Source organism: Mesorhizobium sp. PL10, from assembly GCF_053714315.1.
In genome coordinates, this window is record NZ_JBSKBR010000220.1 from 1 (window position 1) to 365 (window position 365).

The 365-nt window shown below is 66.8% G+C and carries 1 protein-coding gene; it reads right to left on the reverse strand.

Annotated features, from left to right (window positions below; translation table 11 throughout):
- A partial coding sequence (locus tag ACWGTO_RS33940) for an LLM class flavin-dependent oxidoreductase (protein WP_454579013.1) occupies window positions 1–365 on the reverse strand: 365 nt, incomplete at both ends.

Sequence of the window (365 nt, forward strand, 5' to 3'; positions counted from 1 at the left end):
CCCGACTGCTTGTCGCGGATGAAGGCGTCGTCTTCCCAGCTGTCCCACAGCGCCTTGACCGTCTCGACATGCTCATGCGCCCGCGCATAGCGCTCGGCGTGGTTGGGCTGGACGTCGCGGTTGAAATTGCGCGCCGTCTCGTCGCCGGCCGAGGTCACCACGTTCCAGCCGGCGCGGCCGTTGGACAACAAGTCGAGCGAAGCGAATTTGCGCGCCAGCGTGTAGGGCTCCTCATAGGTGGTGGAGGCCGTGGCGATGAAGCCGAGATGCGTGGTCAGCGGCGCAAGTGCTGCAAACAGCGTCACCGGCTCGAAGCCGGCGATCTTGGCATTGCCGCCTTCGCGGGCGCCGAGGCCGACGGTCAG